The organism is Microbacterium sp. 5K110, from assembly GCF_005774735.1.
In the GTDB taxonomy this organism is placed as follows: domain Bacteria; phylum Actinomycetota; class Actinomycetes; order Actinomycetales; family Microbacteriaceae; genus Microbacterium.
On sequence record NZ_VBUM01000005.1, the window covers coordinates 1 to 20,933 of the forward strand.

Consider the following 20,933-nt stretch of genomic DNA (forward strand, 5'->3'; position numbering starts at 1 on the left):
GTACGCGGGGGCGGCGGGGTACGCGGGAGCACCGGCGGGTGCGACCGGCGGGACCGCGGGCTCCGCGGCGGGCGCGGACGGCGCGGCCACGGGCTCCGCGGCGGGCGCGGACGGCGCGGCCACGGGCTCCGCGGCGGGCGCGGCCACGGGCTCGGCCCCGGTCGTCGAGGGCGCTTCGGGAGCGGCCGGGGACTCCGCGGCCGGGGACTCCGCGGCAGACGCCTCCGCAGCGGCCGGCGCCTCGGCAGCGGCCGGAGCGTCTGCAGGCGGGCGCACCTCGTCGGTCCACGCGCTGCCGTTCCAGCGGCGCAGCCCGCCGCCTCCGGCGGGGTCGGGGTACCAGCCGTCGGGCGTGAGAGGCGTGTCGGTCATGTCGTTCCCCCTGTGGTGCGTCGGTGCGGCCTGCGCGTCCTCCGAGTCTAGTAACGCCCGCCGTGGTCATCGGAAGTCCCTCGAGGTGTGCAGAACCCCCACCCGCAGGTCGGTGAACCCATCGGCGACCACGTTGGTGACCCCTTCCACCGATCTCTCGAGCATTCCGCGCACGATGAGTGCCGGAGACTCCCGCGCGATCCGCCGGTAGCGGTTCCACACCCCGACCGAGCACACGATGTTCATGAGGCCGTGCTCGTCCTCGAGATTGAGGAACGTGATCCCGGATGCCGTCGCCGGGCGTTGCCGATGTGTGACCAGCCCCGCGACCTCGACGCGCCGATCGGTCTCGGCCGTGCGCAACTCGCGCGAAGTGAGCACGCCCCGCGCGTCGAGGGCGGACCGGAAGTGCGTGAGCGGGTGGTCGTCGGTGGAGAGTCCCGTCGCCCACAGGTCGGCAGCGAGCACCTCGTAGCTCGAGGGATCGGTGAACAGCGGGGGCTGCACGAAGGCCACCGAGTCGGGCAGGAACTCGGGCCGATCCAGCGCCGCCGGACCCGAGAGCCAGATCGCCTCGCGTCGCGAATGCCCGAGGCACTCGAATGCGCCGGCGGTGGCCAGGGCTTCGAGCTGCGCGGTCACGAGCCCGGTGCGGCGCACCAGGTCGCGCAGATCGCGGTAGGCGCCGCCGCTCTCGCGTTCGGCGACGATACGTTCGGCGACTTTCGCCCCGATCCCCGTCACGCCGGCGAGTCCCATCCGCACGGCGAACGCCCCGTCGCGGCGGTGGGCCTCCGACTCGTCGGGGGCCGAACGGTCGAAATCACCCGTCGGCGGCTGATCGGCGTGCGCGCAAGCCTCTCTGCCCGTGGTGGGGCGGCGATGAGTGGCATCCGTTCCCCCCGTCGCGTCGTCGAGGGGCTCGAGTCCCGCTTCGACACCCGACCGCCGCAGGTCGGGCCGCCGCACCTGCACGCCGTGCCGGCGCGCGTCGGCGGTGAGCGTCGCGGGCGAATAGAACCCCATCGGCTGCGCGCGCAGGAGCCCCGCGAGGAACGCCGCCGGGTAGTGCAGCTTGATCCACGAACTGGCGTAGACGAGCAGCCCGAACGAAAGCGAGTGCGACTCGGCGAACCCGAAGTTCGCGAACGCCTGGATCTTGGCGTACAGCTGGTCGGCCACCTGCCCCACCAGACCGTTCTCGGCCATGCCGGCGTAGAGCTTCTCGCGCAACGAGTCGATGCGCTCGAGCCCGCGTTTGGAGCCCATCGCCCGTCGGAGCAGGTCGGCATCCTCGGCGGTGCAGTTGCCGATGGCGACGGCCATCTGCATGAGCTGCTCCTGGAAGACGGGCACCCCCATCGTGCGCTCGAGCACGGGGCGCAGCTTCTCGTGCACGTACGTGATCGGCTCCTGTCCGAGCTTTCGCCGCACGAAAGGATGCACGGCCCCACCCTGGATGGGCCCCGGCCGGATGAGCGCGATCTGCACCACCAGGTCGTAGAAACGCCGGGGTTGCAGACGCGGCAGCAACCCCATCTGGGCACGCGACTCCACCTGGAACACCCCGATCGAGTCGGCGCGGCACAGCATGTCGTACACGGCCTTCTCTTCCTTCGGCAGCGTCGACAGCTCCCACGCCTCGCCCGTGGCATCCCGGATCAGGTCGAAGCAGTACTGCAGCGCCGCGAGCATCCCCAGGCCCAGCAGGTCGAACTTCACCAGCCCCATCCAGGCGGCGTCGTCTTTGTCCCACTGGATCACCGTGCGGTTCTCCATGCGGGCGTGCTCGATCGGCACGACCTCACCGACGGGACGATCGGTGAGCACCATGCCCCCGGAGTGGATGCCGAGATGCCGGGGCGCCTTCAGAAGCTCGGACGCGAACTCGATGACCTCGTCGGGGATGTCGTGGTCGGCACCGGTCTCGAGCGTCGCGCCCCACCGCTCGACCTGCTTCGACCAGGCGTCCTGCTGCCCCGGCGAATGCCCCAGGGCGCGGGCCATGTCACGCACGGCGTTCTTGGGACGGTACTGGATGACGTTGGCCACCTGTGCCGCGCGGTCGCGCCCATAGGTCTCGTAGACCCACTGAATGATCTCTTCCCGGCGATCGGAGTCGAAGTCGACGTCGATGTCGGGCTCTTCATCGCGCAGGCTCGACAGGAACCGCTCGAACGGCAGGCGGTAGAAGATCGAGTCGACCGCGGTGATGTCGAGCAGGTAGCACACGGCGCTGTTGGCCGCCGATCCGCGCCCCTGGCACAGGATGCCGCGCCGTCGGGCTTCGGCGACGATGCCGTGGACGATGAGGAAGTAGCCCGGGAAGTCCTTCATCTCGATGACGGCGAGCTCCCGCTCGATGCGGTCGCGGTCCTCGCCGGAGAGGGTCGGGTACTTCCGGGGAACGGCATCCCACACCAGATGCCGCAACCATGACATCGGGGTGTGCCCCTCGGGAACGGCCTGCTTCGGGAGGGCCGGCTTGGCCCGACGCAGGGGGAAGGCCAGCTCGTCGGCGAGAGTGACCGTGCGCGCGACCGCCCCCGGGTAGCGGGCGAAACGTGCCGCCATCTCGACCCCCGAGCGCAGATGCGCACCGGCGTGCGCGGGCAACCACCCGTCGAGCTCGTCGAGACTGCGGTTGGCACGCACGGCGGCGACCGCCGCGGCCAGCAGCTCTTTCGACGGGGCGGAGTAGTGGACGTTGTTCGTGGCGAGAACGGGGAGTCCGCGGTCGGCCGCGAGCGCGGCCAGCAGGTCGTTGTGAGCCGAGTCGAGCGGACCGCCGTGGTCGATGAGTTCGACGTACACGGCCTGGGGCCCGAACAGCTCTACGAGGAGGTCGAGCGCACGAGCGGCTCCCGCCGGTCCCTCGGATGCCAGGGCTTGACGGACGCTCCCCTTGCGGCATCCGGTGAGCACCGCCCACTGCGGATCGTCCGGGCCGCCAGCGCGTTGAGCCAGGTCGGCGAGGTCATAGACGGGTCGCCCCTTCTCTCCGCCGGAGAGTTGGGCGTGGGTCAGTGCGCCGGCGAGTCGGTGGTACCCCTCTTCGCCCCGGGCGAGCACCAGCAGATGGGAACCGGCGGGATCGGCCCGACCGTTCTGCGGACCGTCGAGTCCGAGCGACAGTTCGGCGCCGAAGACGGTGCGCACCGTGCGGGCCTCCGCCGCTTCGGCGAAGCGCACGATGCCGTAGAAGCCGTCATGGTCGGTGAGCGCGAGCGCGTGGAGTCCGAGCCGCTCGGCCTCTTCTACGAGTTCTTCGGGCGAGGACGCCCCGTCAAGGAATGAGTACGACGAATGCGCGTGCAGTTCGGCGTACGGAACGGCGTCGTCGGGTCGCGCGATCGTGGGGGGAACGTACGGACCACGCTTGTGCGACCACGCGGGACTGTCACCGCCGTCGCCGTTCGGCGGGGTCGAAACGGGGCGTCGCGTGTCGCTCAGCGCGCGCTCCAGCTCGGACCACTTCACCGGGGGGTTGTGGAAGCCCATCAGGCGCGCCCCACCCGGGGTGTCGACCGCGGTGCCGTAGCGATCACCGGGCCGAGGAGCAGAACGGGCGCCGGCACACGCTGGCGCTCAGTCATAGCGCCCCTCCGCCCGCCATTCGCCTTCTTCGACGACGAGCAGCCACGCGCCCCCGTCGTCATCGACCACTTGGAAGCGGTGGGCCCGCCGTCGACGCAGCGGATCCCACCCGCGCTCGCTGATCGGCCAGGGGCCCGCCCACTCCCGGATGCGCATGCGTCGGCCGCCCGCGTCGAGGATCGCCGGCGGCGCGCTCAACGCATCGCGGTCCCCCACCGTCACCGACGCCCCCGCGACGTCGGTGACCTCCACGAGCCGGGGTTCGGGATATACCGTCGCCGGAAGGGGATCGGGAAGGCTCCCCGGCCAGGGCCGGGCGCGGTCCTTCGCCGTCACTGCGCGGTCGCCCCACGGCACCAAGACCTGACGCTCCGCCAACCACCGCCCCCCGCCGACGACCGGGGTGACGACGGCGCGGTGGCCGAGCATGGCCTGCACCCGGGAGAACGCGTGATGCACCCTCTCGTCAGGCCCGGCTCCGAAGAGTCCCTTGACATGGTGGGATGCCTCGTCCACCGCCTCGGGCTCGATGGAGACCCCGGCGACACCGCTGCCGAAGATGCCGCGACCGTCCTCGGCGAGCTGCCATCGCACGCGATCGACCACGGCCCCGGCGTCGAAGGACCCGGGGTGCAGCCACACGCGTTCGCTGCGTTCGCCGCGCTCGCCCGAAAGCACGACGCGCACCTCGGTGCACACCAGGTTCTGCTCGCCCAGGCGCGCGATGAACTCCTCGGCCGCTACCCGCATACCGAATGCGATCTGGTCGGCGAGCTCGAGCGGTGGCTCGAAGGCGACCTCACGGCGGAGCTCGGGCGGTGGGGTGCGCGGCTGCACCGGCTGGGAGTCACGCCCCGAAGCGAGGGCGTGCAGTCGCGCTCCGCGCTCGGCGAACCGTTCCCGGACCCGCTCGACCGGCATGGCGGCGAACTCCCCCAGCGTGTGGACCCCCAAGCGCGCCAGCAGGCTCGCCAGGTCGGGGTCTTCGAGCGCGGTCACCGGAAGCGGGGCGAGGAAAGCGGCCGCCTGCCCCCCGGGCACCACGCGCACGGGCTCGTCGGCGCGGGTGACGCGGGCGGCGTGCTCTGCGGTGAAGACACCGTCGGCGACGCTCGCGCGAGCGTCGGTGAACCCCTCGGCCACGAGCAGCCGCACGAGGGTGCGCGCGGCCTCGTCTTCTCCGCCGTAGTAGCGCGCCGGTCCGCGCGCGCGGAGGGCGCAGAGCCCCGGACGGACGATCTGGACCCCCGGGGCGCGCTCCTCGATCAATGCCACGACCGGGGCGAAGACACGCGCGTCGCGCACCGGATCGGCGGCGATGACGACGAGCGAGGGGCACAGCGCCTGGGCATCCCGACGACGTTGCCCCCGGCGTACCCCCTGGGCGCGCGCCGCGGCGGAGCAGGCCACGACCGTGTTGTTCTCGAACACCGCGACGGGGGTGTCGGCGCGCGGGGGCCGTGCGGCCTCGCGGCGGTACGCCAGCACCGGCCAGTCGGGGAGCCACATCACGAGGCTGCGCGTCGGTTCGCGCATCAGCCCGCCGCCCTCTGCCGGTAGCCCCCGTGCTCGCGCGCGACGAGCCTCTCGGTCGGTGCGCCGAGCATCTCGATCGATCCGTCGGCGGCGGGGAGGAGCATGCGGGCGCGACGGGCCGTGGGCGTGCGCTTGCTGCTGACCGACACCGTCAGCTCACGTCCGGCGAGATAGCCGTGCCCCTGCCCCACGCCCGCCCACCGGGGATCGGCGACGTCGATCACGGCCTCCGCCTGCGGCCATGCGCCCTGCACCAGCAGGACCGTGCCGCGATCGCGCAACCGGGCCGCGAGTCTCGTGACCTCGGTGCCACCGCGCGCGGTGGTCGACCCCGCCGGGGGACGCACCGCCACGACGGGCAGGACCTCGGCGATCGTGGCCGTCACCGCCAGCCAGCGGGGTCCGGGGTCGGGGATGAAGACCAGTCGATCGAGATCGAGACCGTACTTCTCGGCGGCTTCGGCTCCCAGCTCTGGCATGCCGATGACCCCGCACCACGCCCCGTCCTGCGAGGGCCGCGCCATGAGCGCCAGCAGCAGTGACATCGAGCGGGCGATCGCGTACGCCGAGCCCGAACGAAGACCGCCGCCCGGCAGCAGCGAGGAGAAAGCGGGATGCGTCGGCAGAACCGGCGCGTCCATGCGGCGACCCTGCATGCGCTCGAGACGATCGCGGAGCGCGTGGATGTCGGGTACGGCCTGCACCTGGTCTCGCACGATCGCCCTCACTCCCACAGGTTAGAACATGTGTTCTACACTCTCAATCCCTGTGGTTCGAAGATACGATCACCCTCCGACATCGCCTCCGCGACCTCAGACCAGGTCGGCGGTCCGCGCGATGCGGGCGAATCCTCCCTGCTGCAGCACCAGGGCGGTCGCGGTCATCAGCTCGGCGGCCGAACGCGTGACGACCCCGAGCCCCACGACCTCCGCCGACAGGTCGAAGGTGCGCGTGGCATCCAGGACGACCGTCACGTCGCATCCTCGCGCTGGACGTCGATGACGAGCAGGGCACGAGTCATGCCTCCCTCACACCACCGCTCCGGATGCCACGGCCCGGCGGAGCCGATGATCGCGAGGTCTCACGCGGCCAGTGCCAGATACGGCTCCCAGCGCGGATCGGACTTGTCGACCCCGCGCACCGTCCACGACGATCCGCGTGGCGGACCGGGGATCAGGCGCAGTTCCCACATCATCTCCTGGGGCGTGCGATCACCCTTGACGTTGTTGCAGCGCAGGCAGCACGCCACGAGGTTCTCCCACGTGTCCTTGCCACCGCGCGAGCGGGGAAGCACATGATCGATCGTCGAGGCCGCCTTCCCGCAGTATCCACAGCGGTGCGCATCACGGCGCAGGACCCCGCGACGGGTCACCGGCACGCGACGGGCCCCGGGCACGCGCACATAGCGCGTCAGGATGATCACCGCGGGACGGTCGTAGGTCCCCGCCGCCGCCCAGACCGGATCTTCGTCGACGCATTCGACGACGGTGGCCTTCTCGTTCATCACGAGCACGAGGGCCCGCTTGAACGACACGACGGCGAGCGGCTCGTAGCCCGCGTTCAGCACAAGTGTGCGCATTCCGTTTCCTCTCGAATGGCCGAGACGGCTTCTCGGATGTTCGACTCGCGGCGGCGGAAGAGGCGCAGGGGCACGAAAAAAGGCGCTGTCTATTCAGACAGCGCCTCGGAGGTCGCGGCGAGACCGCGGCATCCGCTCATGCGATGCCGAAGAACGAGCAGCCCGAGCGCATCCATGGTGCGGATGCGAGGCATGGCGTCCATCGGCTTTCCCTCCGGTTCTCCCGACGTCGCGAACAGGCTAACCCACGGCGACACGCCCGGGGTCGGCTGCACCGGGAAACGACAGACGGCGTGTCGGAGAACGATCGTCTCCGGCACGCCGTCTGTCGTTGTGAAAATCAGCCGGCGTTCTGCTGCAGCCAGGCGTACGGGTCGACCACGGAACCGTTGATGTGCACCTCGAAGTGCAGGTGGTTCGCGGTCGAGCTGCCGGTCGAGCCGACCAGGCCGATGAGCTGGCCGGCAGCGACGGTCTGCCCCGCCTGCACCTGGCGGCTGCCGTAGGTCATGTGGCCGTAGGTCGTGGAGACCTTCTGCCCGTTGATGACGTGCTCGATGACGATGCCGACGCCATAGCCGCCGAAGCTCTCGGACGACGTGCTCACGACACCGGCGGCCGCGGCGAAGATGGGCTGCCCACCGGGGGCGAGCAGGTCGACACCCTGGTGGTAGCCGGAGTCCCAGAGACCGCGACCGAGCGTGTAGCCGGTCAGCGGCCAGCGCACTTCACCCGAGCCGGGGGCGGTCATGTTGAGGTTGACCGACGAGACGGCGACATTCGCGTTCGCGGCGAGCTGCCGTGCCCGTTCGGCGGCGGCCGCTGCGGCGGCCTCCTGATCCTTCTTCTTCTGGATCTCGTCGGCGGTGGTCGCTGAATAGCTGCTGCGGTCGAGCGTGCCGGCCGTCACGCCGGAAGCGACCACGAGCGACTGGTTGTCGGGGGCCGACATCTCTTGCAGCGTCATCGTCTCGGCGGCCGGGATCGTGGCCGCATACGCGGGGATGGCGACGGTCGCGACGAGTCCGGCGACCATCGACAGGATGACGGCACTGCGCAGCGGCTTCGTACCCCGCCGGAACGGCGAGGACGCGCGCGGCGCGGGAGCGGGACGAGCGACGGCAGCGGAGGTCACGACCGGCGTCCGCGAGGGACGACGAGAGGGTCGGGAGACCGCGGCGCGCGCGCTCTTACGAGTCTGACCCGTCGCAGGAACCTCGGGCAGGTCCGCAGCGGGATCGATGTGTTCAGCCAAATTTCCTCCGGCGCCTCTGCGTCCAGGACGCTGGCTCGTCAGCACTCGATGGGGCACGATGTGCGGGCTTCACCCTCTGCGGACGACGAGCCGGTGAGGCAAACCGCGAGGGGTCCGACGGCGGGCTTCTCGCCTGTGGACTTTCCGAGGCTACCCGAAGATAACGAAACTGTCACGCCTGAGGCAGAGGTGTATAGACGATGTCCGGGATGCGCACACCGCCCGACCGGCAGACGCAGGTCGGGCGGCCAACGGGATTCAGGCCTCGTCGACGAGGAAGATGTGCGACGCGACCTCGACGGGCAACTCCAGCCCGTCATCGACGCCGTCCATCTCGACGAGCACGTAGCCCTCGTTGAAGCGGTAGTTCCCGCGCTTGCCCGGCAGAACACCCGCCGCTTTGAGTTGCTGCAGCAACTCGGGATCGACCTGCGCCGGCTCGGCGAGACGCCGGACGGTTCCGGAGATCGGTGCACCGGCATCAGTCAGCTTGCGCACCAGACCCACCACACCCTCTTCGAATGTGGAACTGGCCGTGTCGCCCAACTGGTCGAGGCCGGGGATGGGGTTGCCGTACGGCGATTCGGTCGGGTGTCCGAGGAGTTCGACGAGGCGACGCTCGACCTGCTCGCTCATGACGTGCTCCCAGCGGCAGGCCTCGTCGTGGACGTAGGCCCAGTCCAACCCGATGACGTCGCTGAGCAGACGCTCGGCGAGACGGTGCTTGCGCATGACGTCGACCGCCTTCTGCCGCCCGTCGTCGGTGAGCTCGAGGCGTCGGTCCTCGGAGACGACGACGAGGCCGTCGCGCTCCATACGCCCCACCGTCTGCGAGACGGTCGGACCGGAGTGCCCCAGCCGTTCGGAGATGCGGGCGCGCAGGGGAACGATGTTCTCTTCCTCCAGTTCGAGGATCGTGCGCAGGTACATCTCGGTGGTATCGATGAGATCGGTCATTGAGGATTCCTCGGCTTCGCGGCGGTTCTCCCAGCCTACCGACCCCCTCCGACACACGCGCGGGCGGGTGCGAACCCCGCCCTAGAATCGACGCATGCCGCACGTGGACCTCCCCACCGAACTCCTGCCCGCCGACGGTCGCTTCGGGTGCGGCCCCTCCAAGGTGCGCGGTGCGCAGCTCGAGGCGCTCGTCACGCGCGGCGCCACGATCCTGGGCACCTCGCACCGCCAGGCGCCGGTGAAGAACCTCGTCGCCGGCACCCGCGAGCGGCTCGCGCAGCTGTTCCGTCTGCCCGAGGGGTACGAGATCATCCTCGGAAACGGCGGGTCGACCGCCTTCTGGGATGCCGCCGCCTTCGGTCTCATCGAGAACCGCAGCCAGAACCTCGTCTTCGGTGAGTTCGGTGGCAAGTTCGCCGCGGCCGCCGCCGCCCCGTGGCTGCAGGCGCCCGACGTGCGCCGCGCGGAGCCCGGAACACGCACGGCGTTCGAGGCCGTCGAAGGGGTGGACGTCTACGCCTGGCCGCACAACGAGACGTCGACGGGCGTCTCGGCGCCGATCACCCGTGTCATGGCCGACGCGGGCGCCCTCACCGTCATCGATGCCACCAGCGCCGCCGGCGGCATCGACTTCGACGCGACCCAGGCCGACGTGTATTACTTCGCCCCGCAGAAGAACCTCGGCTCGGACGGCGGACTCTGGTACGCCGCCGTGTCGCCCGCCGCGATCGAGCGGATCGAGCGGATCGCGGCATCTGGGCGCTACATCCCCGAGTTCCTGAGCCTGAAGAACGCCGTCGACAACTCGCGGCTGCAGCAGACCCTCAACACCCCCGCCCTCGCGACCCTCCTTCTGCTCGACGAGCAGTTGGGCTGGATCCTCGACAACGGCGGCTTGTCGTGGGCCGGCGCCCGCACGGCGGAGTCCTCGTCCGCGCTGTACGAGTGGGCGGAGGCAAGCTCCGTCGCGACACCGTTCGTCGCCGACCCGGTCGACCGGTCGCCGGTCGTCGTCACGATCGACTTCGAGGAGTCCGTCGACGCATCCGCGGTGGCCAAGAGCCTGCGCGCGAACGGCATCGTCGACACCGAGCCCTATCGAAAGCTGGGGCGCAATCAGCTCCGTATCGCGACCTTCGTCTCGATCGAACCGGACGACGTGCGTCGGCTCATCGGGGCGATCGACTACACGATCGAGCACCTGCCCCGCGGCTGAGTCCCGTCGCGCACAGGAAGCCGTCTCGCCCCGCGAGGCGGCTTCCGTCGTCCGGGCCGGCGACACGTCCACCGCGCGCCGCCCCGACGCGCGTCAGTAGCTGCGTTCGCGCTCGTCGTCGTCCGAGCTGTCGGAGTCGTCGTCGTCGTCCGAGTCGTCGGGATCCGAGTCGTCGGAGTCGTCGGCGGTCTCGTCCAACTCGTCGATGTCGACACCGTCGAGGTCGCCCGCGTGCAACCGCGCCTGGGGCTCCTCGTCATCGTCGTCATCGTCGTCGGAGTCGTCATCCGCGTCGTCGTCATCGGAGTCGTCGAGGTCGTCGTCATCCGCGTCGTCGTCCGCGACGGCCGCTGCCGCCTGCGCCGCCTGGTATTCGGCGAGACGGGTCGCCCACGGCACCCAGTCCGGAGCGAGCAGCGCGCCCTCACCGGGCAGGAGCTCGGCCTCGAGCACCGTCGGCTCGGAATCATCGACCACGGCGACGCTCACGGTCCAGTACCACCCCGGGTAGCCGGCGAGGCGCGTGTGGAATCGCAGGGAGACGGCCCCGCCCTCTTCGACGGTGTATCCGGCGGCCGGGCCGATGGTATCGGCCGGGGTGATCTCGCGGAGAGCCGCCAGTGCCAGATCGTGGGCGGCGAGTAGGCGCTCGTCGGCGGCGGGCTCAGGCTTCGAAGTCATCGGCGACCTTACGCAGGACCGCGGCGATCTTGTTCGCGTGAGCGCCACTCGGGTAACGGCCGCGACGCAGGTCGCCGCCGATGCCGTCGAGGAGCTTCACGAGGTCCTCGACGATGATCGCCATGTCGTCGGCGGGCTTGCGAGACCGCTTGGCCAAGCTCACGGGGGCATCGAGCACCCGCACCGAGAGGGCCTGGAGACCGCGCTTGCCGTCGGCCACACCGAACTCCAGACGGGTGCCGGCCTTGGGTCCGGGGGTCCCGGCGGGCAGGGCGGTGGCGTGCAGGAACACGTCCTGGCCGTCATCGGTGGTGATGAAGCCGAAGCCCTTCTCGTCGTCGTAGAACCTGACCTTGCCGGTGGGCATGGACACCTCGCTGAATGTGTGCGCGATCGCGCGGCGGAACACGGGACCCGATCGGATCCCGGCCCCTCAGCCTACGCCACGCCCGCCAGGCAGTAGGCTGACGACGATGAGCACACGCACCCCCGACGGCGACGTCCCGATCCGTCGCGTCGACCGAATCCTGGCATTCATGTCGCTGGGTCTGCTCGTCCTGTCGATCGCCTGCTTCTTCGCCGTGATCATCGGCTCCACCGCCGGGGCCGACATGAGTTCGGGCGTCTGGCCCACCGTCGGCGTCCTGATCTACGTCGCACCTCCCGTGGCCTTCGCGTGCCTCGTGGCGGTGCTCATCATGAGCTTCGTGCGAAGGGCACGCGCGAACAAGGGACGCTGACGTGCCCGAGACCTCCGACCAACGTGCACTGGCGGTCTCGTTGAGCGCCTTCGGCGACGAGGATCTCGCGCAGCTCCTCGCTGATCGCCATGTCGCGGCATCCGCGACGTGGCGCGACATGTTCGACGCCGCCGACGCGCTCCTGGATGCCGGCTCGGTGGCGCGCGCCCTGCCCACGCTGGACCGCGCGGAGGCGGAGGCGCTCGTCGCCGCCGTCATCGACGGCACCCCGGCGCAGCATGGCACCCGGCGGGCGCTGCAGCAGCGGGCGCTCGTCGACGATTCCGGCGTCCCCTACGCCGCGGTCGCCTCGGCTGTGCGCGAGGCCGCACCCGAAGGTCTCGCCGACGTCCCTCCCGGACCGTCGGCTCGTGCGGTCTCGAACGACGACGCCGCAGCCGAGTCCGCCTTCACCCACAGCGCCGCGCTGGCCGATGTCCTGATGCTGACGCTGGACGCTCCCCTGGGCCGGATCGGCTCGGGATCCCTCGGCGCGAGCGAACGCCGACGCCTCGTCGATGCCGGAGCCGCAGGCTCGGCCGAAGAGGCCGACCTCCTCGTCGGGACGGCAGCCCGCGTGGGCCTGCTGGGCTCGAACGGCCGCGCGTGGCTCGTCACCGCCGCGGGGCGGGCATGGCTGCGTCTGCCGACCCTGGAGCGCTGGGCGAGCACCGCCCGCGCGCTGCGCGACGCACTCCCCCGGGCATATCGAACGCCCACGGGCGGATGGAGGCCGCCGACCACCTGGGCGGGGGCGACGCCGTTCGATCCCGCCGGGCCCGAGCGGGCCGCACGGTGGACGCACCGGCTCCGCGCCTGGGGCCTGCTCGACGACGACGGCGCGGTCCCGCCGTGGGGACGAGGACTCGCCGACGGCGGCGATGTCGACGTCTCGGCCCTGCGGGACCTGCTTCCGCCCGAAGTGGATCGCGTGTACCTGCAGAACGACCTCACCGCGATCGCCCCGGGCCCCCTGGCCCCGCACCTCGACGTGCGGCTGCGCGGCATGGCGGCGCGCGAGTCGCGGGCGCAGGCGTCCAGCTACCGCTTCAGCGCGGCGACGATCGGTGCGGCCATCACGAGCGGCGAGACCGCCGAGAGTCTGCGGGAGTTCCTGACCGGAATCTCCCTGACCGGCCTGCCCCAACCGCTGGCGTATGTCATCGAACGCACCTCCGCTGAGCATGGACGCGTGCGTGTCGCCGCCGACACGGCATCCGGTCTCACCACCGTCCAGACCGACGACGAGACGCTCCTTCGTGCGATGGAGGTCGACACCGGGCTGCGCTCGGTCGCCCTCGCCCGCTCGGGCGACGAACTGATCACGCACGTCGCGGCCGATGTGGTCTTCTGGGCCCTGAGCGACGCCCGTTACCCGGCCGTGGCGGTGGACGACGAGGGGCGCCCGCGGGCGGTGGAGCGGGCGAAGATGGCCACGACCGCGACACCCGAAGACCCGGCTGACGTCTATGGCCCCCTGATCTCGCGTCTGCGGGCCGGCGGAGAGGATTCGGATGCCGCGTGGCTCGAGCGCGAACTCGACCAGGCGGTGCGCGCTCGCGCGATCGTCGACGTCACCGTGCGGCTCCCCGACGGATCGGCGCGGGTGTTCCGGCTCGAGGCGACCGGTCTGGGCGGTGGACGGCTCCGGGGCCGCGATCGCGCCGCGGACGTCGAACGCACCCTGCCCCTGTCGCACATCGACGCAGTCAGCCCGGTCGTCTGAACGAGTCGCCCCACCGGCGACCTCGCACACGGGGCACGGGTAGAATCGAACGCTATGGCTGACGGTCCCCTCATCGTTCAGAGCGACCGCACGGTGCTCCTGGAAGTCGCGCATCCCGATGCGGAGACGGCGCGACACGAACTCGCGGTGTTCGCCGAGCTCGAGCGCGCCCCCGAGCACATCCACACGTATCGCATCACTCGGTTGGGCCTGTGGAACGCGCGGGCGGCCGGACACGACGCCGATGCGATGCTGCAGACGCTCGACCGCTGGACGCGCTTCCCGGTGCCGGCCTCGGTGAGCACCGACATCCGCGAGACCGTGGGCCGCTACGGGCGCCTCGTCATCGAGCGCGACGCCGACGGCGCTCTCGTGCTGCGTTCGACCGATCCCGCCGTGCTCGGCGAGGTCTCGCGCAACAAGCGCATCGCTCCGCTGCTCATCGGCCACCCCACCCCCGACAGCTTCACCGTCGACGCGTGGGCCCGTGGGCACATCAAGCAGGAGCTGCTGAAGATCGGCTGGCCCGCCGAAGACCTCGCCGGGTACACGCCCGGCACGCCGCATCCGATCGACCTCGACGAGGACGGCTGGAAGCTGCGGCCCTATCAGCGACAGGCCGTCGAGTCCTTCTCGGAGGGCGGCTCCGGGGTCGTGGTGCTGCCGTGCGGCGCGGGCAAGACGCTCGTCGGCGCCGGAGCGATGGCCGAGACCCGAACGACCACTCTCATCCTCGTCACCAACACCGTCAGCGCCCGGCAGTGGCGCGACGAGCTGCTGCGTCGGACGAGCCTGACCCCCGAGGAGATCGGCGAGTACTCCGGTCAGTCCAAAGAGATCAAGCCGGTCACGATCGCGACGTACCAGATCCTCACCGCCAAGCGCGGCGGCAAGTACGCCCACCTCGCTCTGCTCGACGCGCTGGACTGGGGCCTGGTCCTGTACGACGAGGTGCACCTGCTGCCGGCACCGGTCTTCAAGCTCACCGCCGACCTGCAGGCCCGGCGCCGTCTGGGCCTCACCGCGACCCTCGTACGCGAGGACGGCCGCGAGGGCGACGTGTTCAGCCTCATCGGCCCCAAGCGGTTCGACGCGCCGTGGAAGGAGATCGAGGCGCAGGGCTTCATCTCCCCCGCGGCCTGCTACGAGGTGCGCATCGACCTTCCGGCCGACGAGCGTCTGGAGTACGCCGCCGCCGCCGACGAGGACCGCTATCGCCTCGCGGCGACCGCGCCCGCCAAGATCGACGTCGTCAAGCGACTCATCGACCGTCACCCCGGTGAGCGGGTGCTCGTGATCGGCCAGTACCTCGACCAGATCGACGAGCTCGCCGACGCCCTGGACGCTCCCAAGATCACCGGCTCGACCCCGGTCTCCGAGCGAGAAGAGCTGTTCCAGGCCTTCCGCGAGGGAGAGATCTCGCTGCTGGTGGTGTCGAAGGTCGCGAACTTCTCGGTGGACCTGCCCGAGGCATCCGTGGCCGTGCAGGTCTCGGGGTCGTTCGGCTCCCGTCAGGAAGAGGCCCAGCGCCTCGGCCGCCTCCTGCGCCCCAAGCAGTCCGGGCACACGGCGAGCTTCTACACGCTCATCGCCCGCGACACCGTCGACCAGGATTTCGCCCAGAACCGCCAGCGATTCCTGGCCGAACAGGGCTACGCGTACACGATCCTGGATGCCGACGGAATCGACGCCGCGGCCGCGTGAGCCATATCAGCGCGCGGCGTTTCTCGCGATATCCAGCGCTTCCATGAGTGAAGTCACGATAATGGGCGCATGACAGCACCGCGCATCCTCGTCGTGGACGACGAACCGAACATCCGCGACCTGCTCATCACGAGCCTGCGTTTCGCCGGATTCCAGGTCCGGGCCGTCGCCAACGGCGCCCAGACCATCTCCGCGGTCCTCGAAGAGGAACCCGACCTCATCGTGCTCGACGTGATGCTGCCCGACATGAACGGGTTCAGCGTCACGAAGCGCCTCCGCGGCGCCGGCTACACCGCCCCGATCCTCTTCCTCACCGCGAAGGACGAGACCGAGGACAAGATCATGGGCCTGAACGCCGGCGGCGACGACTACGTCACGAAGCCGTTCAGCCTCGACGAGATCGTCGCCCGCATCCAGGCGATCCTCCGCCGCACGATGCAGGCCGATGAGGAATCCGTCATCCGCACGGGCGAGCTGACGATGGACCAGGACACCCACGATGTCAACGTCGGCGACGTCTCGATCGACCTCAGCCCGACCGAGTTCAAGCTGCTGCGCTACCTCATGCTCAACCCGAACCGGGTGCTCTCCAAGGCGCAGATCCTCGACCACGTGTGGGAGTACGACTTCAACGGCGACGCCGGCATCGTCGAGAGCTACATCTCCTACCTGCGCCGCAAGATCGATCCGCACTCCTCGGAGCCGCTCATCCAGACCAAGCGCGGCTTCGGCTACATGCTGAAGTCGGGCAAGACCGCCTGAGCGGGGCCCCATCCTGGAGAACTCCGACGACGCGCTGACCCACTGGTGGCGCCGGCTGAGCCTTCGCACGAAGGTGACCGGCGTCACGGTCACTCTCTTGGCCGTGGGGCTGTTCGCCGCGGGCATCGGGACCATGGTGTTCCTGCGCACCACGCTGATCAACAACCTCGATGAGCAGCTGGCGCAGCAGGCGGCCGGAAACATCGCGAACAGCATCTTCGTGACCGACGAGGTCGACGGCCAGGTGCGGTTCACGGAGGTCGACAACGCGCCGCAGATCGGTTCGATGGTCGTGGTGTACAGCCCGGACGGCCAGCGCGTGGCGTTCTTCAACGGCACGGCGATGAAGACGGTGCCGGAACTGCCCGAGACCTTCACCGTCGAGCAGACCTACAGCCAGGTCGATCGCCGTATCGAACTCCAGGACCCGGTCTCGGGTCAGCACTTCCTCGCACGCGTGGGTCAGCTCGTCGTGCCCGGCTACAACGGCGTCTACACCCAGATGGTCATTCAACCGCTGGCCCCCACCGACCGCATCGTCGCCGCGTACCTCGGCATCTACGGTTTCGTCGCCCTGCTGATCCTCATCGCGAGCGCCCTGTTGACCCGCGCGCTGGTCACGCTGACCTTCCGCAGCCTCGGCCAGGTCGAGACGACGGCGATGGACATCGCGGCGGGCGATTTCAGTCAGCGTCTGACCGACATCGTGCCCGACACCGAGGTGGGCCGATTGAAGGCGGCGATCAACGCGATGCTCGGCCGCATCGACGGTGCCCTCAACCAGCGGGATGCCACGGTGCGACAGATGCGTCGATTCATCGGCGACGCGAGCCACGAGCTGCGCACGCCGCTGGTCACGATGCGCGGATATGCCGAGCTGTACCGGATGGGCGCGATCCGCTCCGACGAGGACGTCGCCCAGGCGATGGAGCGCATCGAGAAGGAAGCCATCCGCATGGGCGCGCTGGTCGAGGACCTCCTCGCCCTCGCGCGCCTGGACGAGCGACGGGACGTGGCGATCACGACGCTCGATCTGCGCCCGATCGCCCGCGATGCCGCCCTCGACCTGCGCGTCACGTCGCCGCAGCGCGAGGTCACAGTCGACGACACCACGAGCCGGGACGCGATCGTGCTGCCGGTGATGTCGCTCGAGCCGGCACAGGAAGCCGACAACGACGCGACGGGGTCTTCGGCCAAGCGTCGCACGGCCCCCACGACGTCCGCGATGGCGATCGCCGGGGCCACTCTCTCGCGCCTGCGGAGACGTTCCCGCGACGCCGCGGAGACCGCGCAGCCCGGCGAGCTGGCGTCGGCCTCTCGTGCCTCCGCCGTCACCACCGGAGCGCACACCGTGCCGCGGCTGGCCCCGATCGTCCTGGGCGACGAGAACCGCGTGCGCCAGGTCGTGGCGAACCTGCTCGGCAACGCCCGCCGCTTCGCTCCCGAAGACTCCCCGATCGGCCTGCGGGTGGGGGTGGATGCCGAGGCCGACATGGGCTGGATCGAAGTGATCGACCACGGCGAGGGCATCCCCGAACAGATCCGTGAGCAGATCTTCCAGCGCTTCTGGCGCGCCGACACGTCGCGCACCCGCGAGACCGGCGGCTCGGGGCTCGGACTGTCGATCGTGGCATCCATCGTGGATCTCCTGCACGGCACCGTCGAGGTCTTCGACACCCCCGGTGGCGGGGCGACATTCCGCGTCTCCCTTCCGCTCGCCGCACGTCGCGATGCGAGCGAGCACGCGCTCATCGAGACGCAACCGCTCGAGCGCCTCAGCGACGTCCCTCTCCCCGACGCCACCGCCTGACGCCGTCGGCTTCTCTGTCAGACGCTCGCTGCCCCTGCGCCCTCGCCGGCCCGCGCCCGCGCTACTCACGCTCCCGCGCTGGCCCCGAGCCCGCGCTGCGTCGGGTCCCAGGTTCCCCGCGCCCGCGAAGCGTGCCACGCGCTCCCGCACCTCGTCCAGGGACGTCGGGCGTGCGTCACCGACGCGCCGCACCGAGGAACGAGGAAGGCCCCCTCCCGGAGGAGGGGGCCTTCCTTACTGCCGAAGCGTGGATCAGAAGTCCATGCCACCCGTGGGGTCACCGGCCGGAGCCGGGTTCTTCTCGGGCTTGTCAGCGACGACGGCCTCGGTCGTGAGGAACAGACCGGCGATCGACGCGGCGTTCTGCAGAGCCGAGCGGGTCACCTTGGCCGGGTCGATGATGCCCTGTGCGAACAGGTCACCGTACTCGCCGGTCGCGGCGTTCAGGCCGTGTCCGACGGGCAGCTCGGCGACCTTGTTGGCGACGACACCGGGCTCGAGACCGGCGTTCAGCGCGATCTGCTTGAGCGGGGCCTCGATGGCGACCTTGACGATGTTCGCCCCGGTGGCCTCGTCACCGGTGAGCTCGAGCGTCTCGAACGCGGTCTTGCCCGCCTGGATCAGGGCGACGCCACCACCGGCGACGACACCCTCTTCGACGGCAGCCTTGGCGTTGCGCACGGCGTCCTCGATGCGGTGCTTGCGCTCCTTCAGTTCGACCTCGGTGGCCGCGCCCGCCTTGATGACGGCGACGCCACCCGCGAGCTTGGCGAGGCGCTCCTGAAGCTTCTCGCGGTCGTAGTCGCTGTCGGTGTTCTCGATCTCGCGACGGATCTGGGTCACGCGACCCTCGATCAGCGCGGAGTCACCGGCACCCTCGACGATCGTGGTCTCGTCCTTGGTGATGATCACCTTGCGGGCGCGGCCGAGCAGGTCGACGGTGGCGTTCTCGAGCTTGAGGCCGACCTCTTCGGTGATGACCTGACCACCGGTGAGGATCGCGATGTCCTGCAGCTGCGCCTTGCGACGGTCGCCGAAGCCGGGAGCCTTGACGGCGACCGACTTGAAGATGCCGCGGATCTTGTTGAGCACGAGCGTCGCGAGAGCCTCGCCCTCGACGTCCTCGGCAATGATGAGGAGCTCCTTGCCCTCCTGGATCACCTTGTCGACGATGGGCAGAAGGTCCTTGATGTTGGAGATCTTCTGGTTCGCGATCAGGATGTAGGGGTCTTCGAAGACCGCTTCCTGGCGCTCGGGGTCGGTGACGAAGTACGGGTTGATGTACCCCTTGTCGAAGCGCATGCCCTCGGTGAGCTCGAGCTCGGTGCCGAAGGTGTTGGACTCCTCGACGGTGACCACACCTTCCTTGCCGACCTTGTCGATCGCCTCGGCGATGAGCTCGCCGATCGCGGGGTCAGCGGCCGAGATGGACGCGGTCGCAGCGATCTGCTCCTTGGACTCGACCTCTTTGGCCGAGGCGAGCAGCTCGTCGGTGACGGCCTTGACGGCCTTCTCGATGCCCTTCTTGAGCGAGATGGGGTCGGCGCCGGCGGCGACGTTGCGCAGGCCCTCGCGAACGAGCGCCTGGGCGAGGACGGTCGCGGTGGTGGTTCCGTCACCGGCCACGTCGTCGGTCTTCTTGGCGACTTCCTTGACCAGCTCGGCGCCGATCTTCTCGAACGGGTCGTCGAGCTCGATCTCCTTGGCGATCGAGACACCGTCGTTCGTGATGGTGGGAGCGCCCCACTTCTTCTCGAGCACGACGTTGCGACCGCGCGGGCCCAGGGTCACCTTGACGGCGTCGGCAAGAGTGTTGAGGCCGCGCTCGAGACCGCGCCGGGCCTCTTCGTCGAAAGCGATGATCTTTGCCATAAGTGTGTCGTCCCTCCCGGACGGGTGACTTCCAAATTTGGCACTCGACGAAAGCGAGTGCTAACTCATTCTGGCACTCGCCCCTGGGGAGTGCAAGCCGCCCCGACCCCGCACGAACGACGCCGCCGTGGCATCCGGTGAGGGATGCCACGGCGGCGGGGAGCGAGGGGCTCAGGCCATGAGGCGAACGGACTCCGCCTGCGGACCCTTCTGCCCGGATCCGACCGTGAACTCCACGGCCTGACCCTCCTCGAGGACTCGGAATCCGGTCATCTCGATGTTCGAGTAGTGGACGAAGACGTCTTGGCCGTCCGTCACGGTGATGAAGCCGTAACCCTTCTCGGCGTTGAACCATTTGACGGTGCCCTGGGCCATGCGAACTCTCCTGTTGCTGAACGACGAGGTCATCGTAAGCACGCGGACCCTCGTCGTTCCGGCCCCGGAGACCATTGTTGACACGGCGGCATCCAACTTTTTACGCCGCGGAAACACGCGGCGCGGCGGGGCTCAGGGAGTGGGCTGGCCGGCGGCCCGATCGAGCCCGATGACCACGACCAGCCGCTTCTCGGCGCTCTCGTCGTCGGGGGTGTTCGGGTCGTCCGTGGGCTGCAGGAAGTCGCTCTGCGAGATCTCCGCGCCCCCGATCGCATCGGCCAGTCCGCGCGCGGCCTGTTCGTCGTCGGGACGCAGGTAATACACCGTCGTGGTGGCGAAGTCGGTCGTGTCGGAATCGCCGGTCTGCACGGCATCCCCCGGCCAGCCGAGCTCGACGATGCGATCGCGGAGGTTGCCGGACAGTCCCTCGTCGGCCGTGCCGTTGAGCACGACGACGGAGTAGGCGGTGTCGATCACCGCGGGGGTGGTCTCTTCCACCGTCGGCGTCGGCGCGGGATCGGAGCTCAGCGAGATGCGCCCCGAAGCCACGAGCACGCCGAAGATCCCGACGATGACGAGCACGAGGGTGGCCAGCGCGGCCCAGAGGAACACGACCCATCCGCGGGAACGGGGACGTTCGGCCCGATGGGCACCGACACGGCCCGCATCGGCCGGAAGGTCGTCGAAGCGATCCCGAGGGAAGGTCGATCTGGCCATTGGACGATGCTACCGGTCGGTATCCGAACGCCCG

Annotated in this window: 19 protein-coding genes; 6 read left to right on the forward strand and 13 right to left on the reverse strand. The window is 69.9% G+C overall.

Annotation, left to right across the window (positions count from 1 at the left end; all coding sequences use genetic code 11):
• The 8 genes from FE256_RS02490 to FE256_RS02525 all read right to left on the reverse strand — a co-directional run.
• Positions 1–372: DUF2510 domain-containing protein (locus FE256_RS02490; protein ID WP_138172649.1), on the reverse strand; the 372-nt coding region annotated here is incomplete at its 3' end.
• Positions 373–438: 66 nt separating this feature from the next.
• On the reverse strand, positions 439–3,873 hold the full coding sequence (locus FE256_RS02495) for an error-prone DNA polymerase (protein WP_138172650.1): 3,435 nt from the start codon (positions 3,871–3,873) through the stop codon (positions 439–441).
• 87 nt (positions 3,874–3,960) lie between these two features.
• On the reverse strand, positions 3,961–5,505 hold the full coding sequence (locus FE256_RS02500) for a DNA polymerase Y family protein (RefSeq protein ID WP_138172651.1): 1,545 nt from the start codon (positions 5,503–5,505) through the stop codon (positions 3,961–3,963).
• Positions 5,505–6,233 (reverse strand): DnaE2-dependent mutagenesis accessory factor ImuA', encoded by a 729-nt coding sequence (gene imuA' / locus FE256_RS02505; protein ID WP_252370873.1) that lies wholly within the window; start codon positions 6,231–6,233, stop codon positions 5,505–5,507. The genes FE256_RS02500 and imuA' overlap by 1 nt, the downstream gene beginning before the upstream one ends.
• 84 nt (positions 6,234–6,317) lie before the next feature.
• Positions 6,318–6,479: a hypothetical protein gene (locus tag FE256_RS02510; RefSeq protein ID WP_212743463.1), complete on the reverse strand. Its 162-nt coding sequence runs from the start codon at positions 6,477–6,479 to the stop codon at positions 6,318–6,320.
• A 107-nt stretch (positions 6,480–6,586) separates the two neighbouring features.
• Complete coding sequence (locus tag FE256_RS02515) at positions 6,587–7,084, reverse strand: HNH endonuclease (RefSeq protein WP_138172652.1); 498 nt, start codon at positions 7,082–7,084, stop codon at positions 6,587–6,589.
• A 340-nt stretch (positions 7,085–7,424) separates the two neighbouring features.
• Complete coding sequence (locus tag FE256_RS02520; RefSeq protein WP_252370874.1) at positions 7,425–8,219, reverse strand: M23 family metallopeptidase; 795 nt, start codon at positions 8,217–8,219, stop codon at positions 7,425–7,427.
• Between the two features lie 378 nt (positions 8,220–8,597).
• Entirely contained in the window at positions 8,598–9,296 is a 699-nt protein-coding gene (locus FE256_RS02525) for an iron-dependent transcriptional repressor DtxR (protein WP_138172653.1), read from the reverse strand.
• Between the two features lie 94 nt (positions 9,297–9,390).
• Here FE256_RS02525 and serC point away from each other — a divergent pair, with 94 nt between their 5' ends.
• A complete protein-coding gene (serC, locus tag FE256_RS02530; protein ID WP_138172654.1) occupies positions 9,391–10,512 on the forward strand; it encodes a phosphoserine transaminase in 1,122 nt (373 codons plus the stop codon).
• Positions 10,513–10,605: 93 nt separating this feature from the next.
• On the opposite strand, the gene FE256_RS02535 is transcribed toward serC, so the two are convergent.
• Together FE256_RS02535 and FE256_RS02540 are read right to left on the reverse strand one after the other, a co-directional pair.
• Positions 10,606–11,193, reverse strand: coding sequence for a DUF3027 domain-containing protein (locus FE256_RS02535; protein ID WP_138172655.1), 588 nt, complete (start codon positions 11,191–11,193; stop codon positions 10,606–10,608).
• The gene (locus FE256_RS02540; protein WP_138172656.1) at positions 11,177–11,560 is read right to left on the reverse strand and encodes a cold-shock protein; all 384 of its coding nucleotides are present in this window, start codon (positions 11,558–11,560) and stop codon (positions 11,177–11,179) included. The genes FE256_RS02535 and FE256_RS02540 overlap by 17 nt, the downstream gene beginning before the upstream one ends.
• Before the next feature lie 106 nt (positions 11,561–11,666).
• Here FE256_RS02540 and FE256_RS02545 point away from each other — a divergent pair, with 106 nt between their 5' ends.
• From FE256_RS02545 to FE256_RS02565, 5 genes are all read left to right on the forward strand, one after another.
• Positions 11,667–11,933: a multidrug ABC transporter ATPase gene (locus FE256_RS02545; RefSeq protein ID WP_138172657.1), complete on the forward strand. Its 267-nt coding sequence runs from the start codon at positions 11,667–11,669 to the stop codon at positions 11,931–11,933.
• Between the two features lies 1 nt (position 11,934).
• Entirely contained in the window at positions 11,935–13,659 is a 1,725-nt protein-coding gene (locus FE256_RS02550; protein ID WP_138172658.1) for a helicase-associated domain-containing protein, read from the forward strand.
• Positions 13,660–13,713: 54 nt separating this feature from the next.
• Positions 13,714–15,363, forward strand: coding sequence for a DNA repair helicase XPB (locus FE256_RS02555; RefSeq protein WP_138172659.1), 1,650 nt, complete (start codon positions 13,714–13,716; stop codon positions 15,361–15,363).
• A 69-nt stretch (positions 15,364–15,432) separates the two neighbouring features.
• Positions 15,433–16,125, forward strand: a complete 693-nt coding sequence (locus tag FE256_RS02560) for a response regulator transcription factor (protein WP_138172660.1) — start codon at positions 15,433–15,435, stop codon at positions 16,123–16,125.
• A gap of 133 nt (positions 16,126–16,258) precedes the next feature.
• The gene (locus tag FE256_RS02565; RefSeq protein ID WP_138172729.1) at positions 16,259–17,935 is read left to right on the forward strand and encodes a sensor histidine kinase; all 1,677 of its coding nucleotides are present in this window, start codon (positions 16,259–16,261) and stop codon (positions 17,933–17,935) included.
• Between the two features lie 252 nt (positions 17,936–18,187).
• On the opposite strand, the gene groL is transcribed toward FE256_RS02565, so the two are convergent.
• The 3 genes from groL to FE256_RS02580 form a co-directional block, all read right to left on the reverse strand.
• Positions 18,188–19,807 carry a chaperonin GroEL gene (groL, locus tag FE256_RS02570; RefSeq protein ID WP_138172661.1) on the reverse strand — a complete coding sequence of 540 codons (1,620 nt, stop codon included), beginning with the start codon at positions 19,805–19,807 and terminating at the stop codon, positions 18,188–18,190.
• Between the two features lie 171 nt (positions 19,808–19,978).
• Entirely contained in the window at positions 19,979–20,182 is a 204-nt protein-coding gene (locus tag FE256_RS02575; RefSeq protein ID WP_138172662.1) for a cold-shock protein, read from the reverse strand.
• Positions 20,183–20,314: 132 nt separating this feature from the next.
• Positions 20,315–20,899 (reverse strand): LytR C-terminal domain-containing protein, encoded by a 585-nt coding sequence (locus FE256_RS02580; protein ID WP_138172663.1) that lies wholly within the window; start codon positions 20,897–20,899, stop codon positions 20,315–20,317.
• Positions 20,900–20,933 lie beyond the last annotated feature (34 nt).

Bases quoted from the DNA above. Each gene is read 5' to 3' on its own strand.
- FE256_RS02495 (WP_138172650.1), bottom strand. From the start codon at position 3,873: ATGGGCTTCCACAACCCCCCGGTGAAGTGGTCCGAGCTGGAGCGCGCG.
- FE256_RS02500 (WP_138172651.1), bottom strand. From the start codon at position 5,505: ATGCGCGAACCGACGCGCAGCCTCGTGATGTGGCTCCCCGACTGGCCG.
- FE256_RS02515 (WP_138172652.1), bottom strand. From the start codon at position 7,084: ATGCGCACACTTGTGCTGAACGCGGGCTACGAGCCGCTCGCCGTCGTG.
- FE256_RS02525 (WP_138172653.1), bottom strand. From the start codon at position 9,296: ATGACCGATCTCATCGATACCACCGAGATGTACCTGCGCACGATCCTC.
- serC (WP_138172654.1), top strand. From the start codon at position 9,391: ATGCCGCACGTGGACCTCCCCACCGAACTCCTGCCCGCCGACGGTCGC.
- FE256_RS02535 (WP_138172655.1), bottom strand. From the start codon at position 11,193: ATGACTTCGAAGCCTGAGCCCGCCGCCGACGAGCGCCTACTCGCCGCC.
- FE256_RS02540 (WP_138172656.1), bottom strand. From the start codon at position 11,560: ATGCCCACCGGCAAGGTCAGGTTCTACGACGACGAGAAGGGCTTCGGC.
- FE256_RS02545 (WP_138172657.1), top strand. From the start codon at position 11,667: ATGAGCACACGCACCCCCGACGGCGACGTCCCGATCCGTCGCGTCGAC.
- FE256_RS02555 (WP_138172659.1), top strand. From the start codon at position 13,714: ATGGCTGACGGTCCCCTCATCGTTCAGAGCGACCGCACGGTGCTCCTG.
- FE256_RS02560 (WP_138172660.1), top strand. From the start codon at position 15,433: ATGACAGCACCGCGCATCCTCGTCGTGGACGACGAACCGAACATCCGC.
- FE256_RS02565 (WP_138172729.1), top strand. From the start codon at position 16,259: ATGGTGTTCCTGCGCACCACGCTGATCAACAACCTCGATGAGCAGCTG.
- groL (WP_138172661.1), bottom strand. From the start codon at position 19,807: ATGGCAAAGATCATCGCTTTCGACGAAGAGGCCCGGCGCGGTCTCGAG.
- FE256_RS02575 (WP_138172662.1), bottom strand. From the start codon at position 20,182: ATGGCCCAGGGCACCGTCAAATGGTTCAACGCCGAGAAGGGTTACGGC.
- FE256_RS02580 (WP_138172663.1), bottom strand. From the start codon at position 20,899: ATGGCCAGATCGACCTTCCCTCGGGATCGCTTCGACGACCTTCCGGCC.